Origin of the sequence: Microcoleus sp. Pol12B4, assembly GCF_036701385.1 — a bacterium.
GTDB lineage: Bacteria > Cyanobacteriota > Cyanobacteriia > Cyanobacteriales > Microcoleaceae > Microcoleus.
The window spans coordinates 1-2,884 of sequence record NZ_JAUBQR010000383.1 but is presented as its reverse complement, the minus strand read 5'-3'; the positions used below and the strand labels follow the sequence as shown (position 1 = coordinate 2,884).

Annotated in this window: 3 protein-coding genes and 1 pseudogene; 1 reads left to right on the top strand and 3 read right to left on the bottom strand. The window is 43.4% G+C overall.

The window, feature by feature from the left end; genetic code table 11:
• Nucleotides 1-281: pseudogene (locus QUA38_RS28305) on the bottom strand (ABC transporter permease); the annotation flags it as partial.
• A gap of 303 nt (nucleotides 282-584) precedes the next feature.
• Nucleotides 585-1,097, bottom strand: coding sequence for an adenine phosphoribosyltransferase (locus tag QUA38_RS28300; RefSeq protein ID WP_333040475.1), 513 nt, complete (start codon nucleotides 1,095-1,097; stop codon nucleotides 585-587).
• Nucleotides 1,098-1,334: 237 nt separating this feature from the next.
• Here QUA38_RS28300 and QUA38_RS28295 point away from each other — a divergent pair, with 237 nt between their 5' ends.
• Nucleotides 1,335-2,501 (top strand): pyridoxal phosphate-dependent aminotransferase, encoded by a 1,167-nt coding sequence (locus QUA38_RS28295; protein ID WP_333167740.1) that lies wholly within the window; start codon nucleotides 1,335-1,337, stop codon nucleotides 2,499-2,501.
• A 278-nt stretch (nucleotides 2,502-2,779) separates the two neighbouring features.
• On the opposite strand, the gene QUA38_RS28290 is transcribed toward QUA38_RS28295, so the two are convergent.
• Nucleotides 2,780-2,884, bottom strand: a 105-nt coding sequence (locus QUA38_RS28290; protein WP_333167742.1) for a sigma factor-like helix-turn-helix DNA-binding protein, incomplete at its 5' end; no start/stop codon positions are given.

Sequence of the window (2,884 nt, the reverse complement as noted above, 5' to 3'; positions counted from 1 at the left end):
ACAATTTGTTGCAGCCACAGCCAATACTGCACAATCGCTGGTTTATCTAAGCCGAACTGCTGTTCGAGTTGCTTGAGAGTCTCCGGCGAAATCTTGGGATTTTGGCTCAAAGTATCCAAGTAATTTCCCGGTGCTAGCTCAATAATTGCAAAACAAAGAGCCGATGCCAAAAATAGGGTTAAAAGTGCCTGCAACAGTCGCTTGAAAACATAAGTTTTTGTCTCGCCGCCAAACAGAGAACTCAACCCTCGCGAATTTTGATTCAATTTAAGAGAAGTCATACGATTTTAGATTTTAGATTTTAGATTTTAGATTGAGTAATTGTGAATCGCTCATAAATGCCAGGGTTGGGAATACAGGCTTACATTTGCATTCTTTTTTAGAACTGGTATCATTAGTTAATTGTTAGATCCAATGGGGTTCCATCGGAATTATACTCTCGAAACTGAGTGGAACGCTCGCACTGCACTCCGAAAATTATTATTACGATGCCAACGGCAACGATATTATGTGTCAGTAGTCTTTATTCAGCAGTCAACTGTTAACTGCCAACAGTCAACAGTTAACAGCCAACACTTAACTGACTAATACTCCACTAGCGTGACGATCGGCACATCAGGCAATTTCTGCCTGCCGCCCAAAGCCTGTAATTCAATGATAAAAGCAAAACCGACAAGCTCGCAGCCAGCTTGCTCCAACAATTTAGCTGTCGCCGCCGCTGTTCCGCCAGTGGCGATTAAATCGTCCACAATCAGCACCCGGCTACCGGATGTCATCGCATCTCGGTGCATCTCCAGTCTATCGACACCATACTCCAACTCATACTCAGCAAAATGAACCGCACCTGGCAGTTTCCCTGGTTTGCGGACAGGAATAAAGCCTATTCCCATTTTATAAGCCAACGGCGCGCCAAATATAAAGCCCCGCGATTCCATGCCCACCACATAGTCAACAGACATTGCAGAGCATTTTTCCGCTAAGCTGTCAATGGTGTAGCTGAGTCCTTGCGGGTCGCGCAACAAAGTTGTAATGTCTCGAAACAGAATTCCCGGCTTGGGGAAATCAGGAATGTCGCGAATCAGAGATTTGAGATCCATAAGCTTGCAGATCGGCGTTGAGGGTAACGAGACATCAAAAATGCTATAATAATAACGTCAAAATTTAAAAATTTAAAAATAAAAATTAAAACTAAGAGCTTCTTTAATTTTTATTCTTTAATTGCTTAATCCTTTACGTACTATGTAAACAAATGTCATAATTCCCTAACAAGAGGGTTGAATATCAACATTTGTCACCCTATGATCTAAAGTCAAAAATCTAATATCTAAAATCCAATGATTAAGTTGGCAGCACGAGTGGGTGAGGTTTCTCCTTCTATAACCTTGGCGATCGCAGCTAAGGCTAAAGCCATGAAGGCCGAAGGGATTGATGTCTGTAGTTTGAGTACGGGAGAACCCGACTTTGATACCCCCGAACACGTTAAAGCAGCAGCAAAACAAGCTTTAGACGAGGGGAAGACTAAGTACGGCCCTGTGGCTGGGGAACCGCAGTTAAAAGCTGCGATCGCGCGCAAACTCCAATCCGACAACAATCTCAACTATCAACCAGAAAATATCATTGTCACCAACGGCGGCAAGCATTCCCTCTACAATCTGATGATGGCTCTGATCGAGCCGGGAGAGGAAGTAATTATTCCGGCTCCCTACTGGCTAAGCTACCCTGAAATGGTGAAACTCGCTAGCGGCAAGCCAGTAATTGTACAGACTGATGCTTCTACAGGATATAAAATTACACCGGAACAACTGAGTGGAGCGATTACTCCCAAAACCAAGTTATTTGTACTGAATTCGCCTTCTAACCCGACGGGAATGGTGTATACTCTGGCGGAAATCAAAGCCTTGGCTGAGGTGATAGTCGATCGAGATATTTTAGTCGTTGCTGATGAGATTTACGAAAAAATTATATATGACGGCGCCCAACACGTCAGCATCGGTTCCCTAGGCAAAGAAATCTTCGATCGCACCCTGATCAGCAGCGGTTTTGCTAAAGCTTACTCGATGACAGGCTGGCGAATCGGTTATTTGGCCGGGCCGATCGAATTAATTAAAGCCACCAGTACCATTCAAGGCCACAGTACCTCAAACGTGTGTACCTTTGCACAGTACGGGGCGATCGCAGCTTTGGAAAGCAGCCAAGAATCTGTCGAAAAAATGCGTCAAGCTTTTGCCGAAAGGCGGCAGGTAATATTTGAATTACTCGATGCTGTCCCTGGAATTAGCTGTATTAAACCAGACGGTGCTTTCTATATGTTTGTCAACATCAGCAAGACTGGAATGAATTCTCTGGAATTTTGCGACGCTTTCTTAGAACAGCAGCAAGTAGCAGTTATTCCGGGGATTGCTTTTGGTGCAGACGACCACATTCGCTTGTCTTACGCCACCGATTTAGGCACAATTAAAAAAGCCGTAGAAAGGCTAGATAAATTTGTTCGCAGCCTCTAAAAAGTAGTTAGTAGTCATTAGTAATTAGTAATTAGTAATTTGTTCTTGGTAGCAACTGACTAATTACCGATCGCTGCTGACTATTGACTGTTGACTAATACCAATTTTTAAAAGTATTGCTACAGTAATTCTCTTATATAAATTATCGTTCATTCGCTCTCACCACCGGCCGGACACGGCAGTGCCGTTTCCCTACAGACGGTAGCTGATAATTTATATGTAGCACTACTTTTCATAATAGGTATAACTAATGCCGATCGATGACTAATGACTAATAACTAAAGCTGTTTAGTCATAATCTCTTTGAGCAAATCCAGCCCCTTCTTAACTCGCCGAGAAACAGTCACCGCACTGATACCCAAGCGTTCAGCGGTTTCCTTCTG

Bases quoted from the DNA above. Each gene is read 5' to 3' on its own strand.
- QUA38_RS28300 (WP_333040475.1), bottom strand. From the start codon at position 1,097: ATGGATCTCAAATCTCTGATTCGCGACATTCCTGATTTCCCCAAGCCG.
- QUA38_RS28295 (WP_333167740.1), top strand. From the start codon at position 1,335: ATGATTAAGTTGGCAGCACGAGTGGGTGAGGTTTCTCCTTCTATAACC.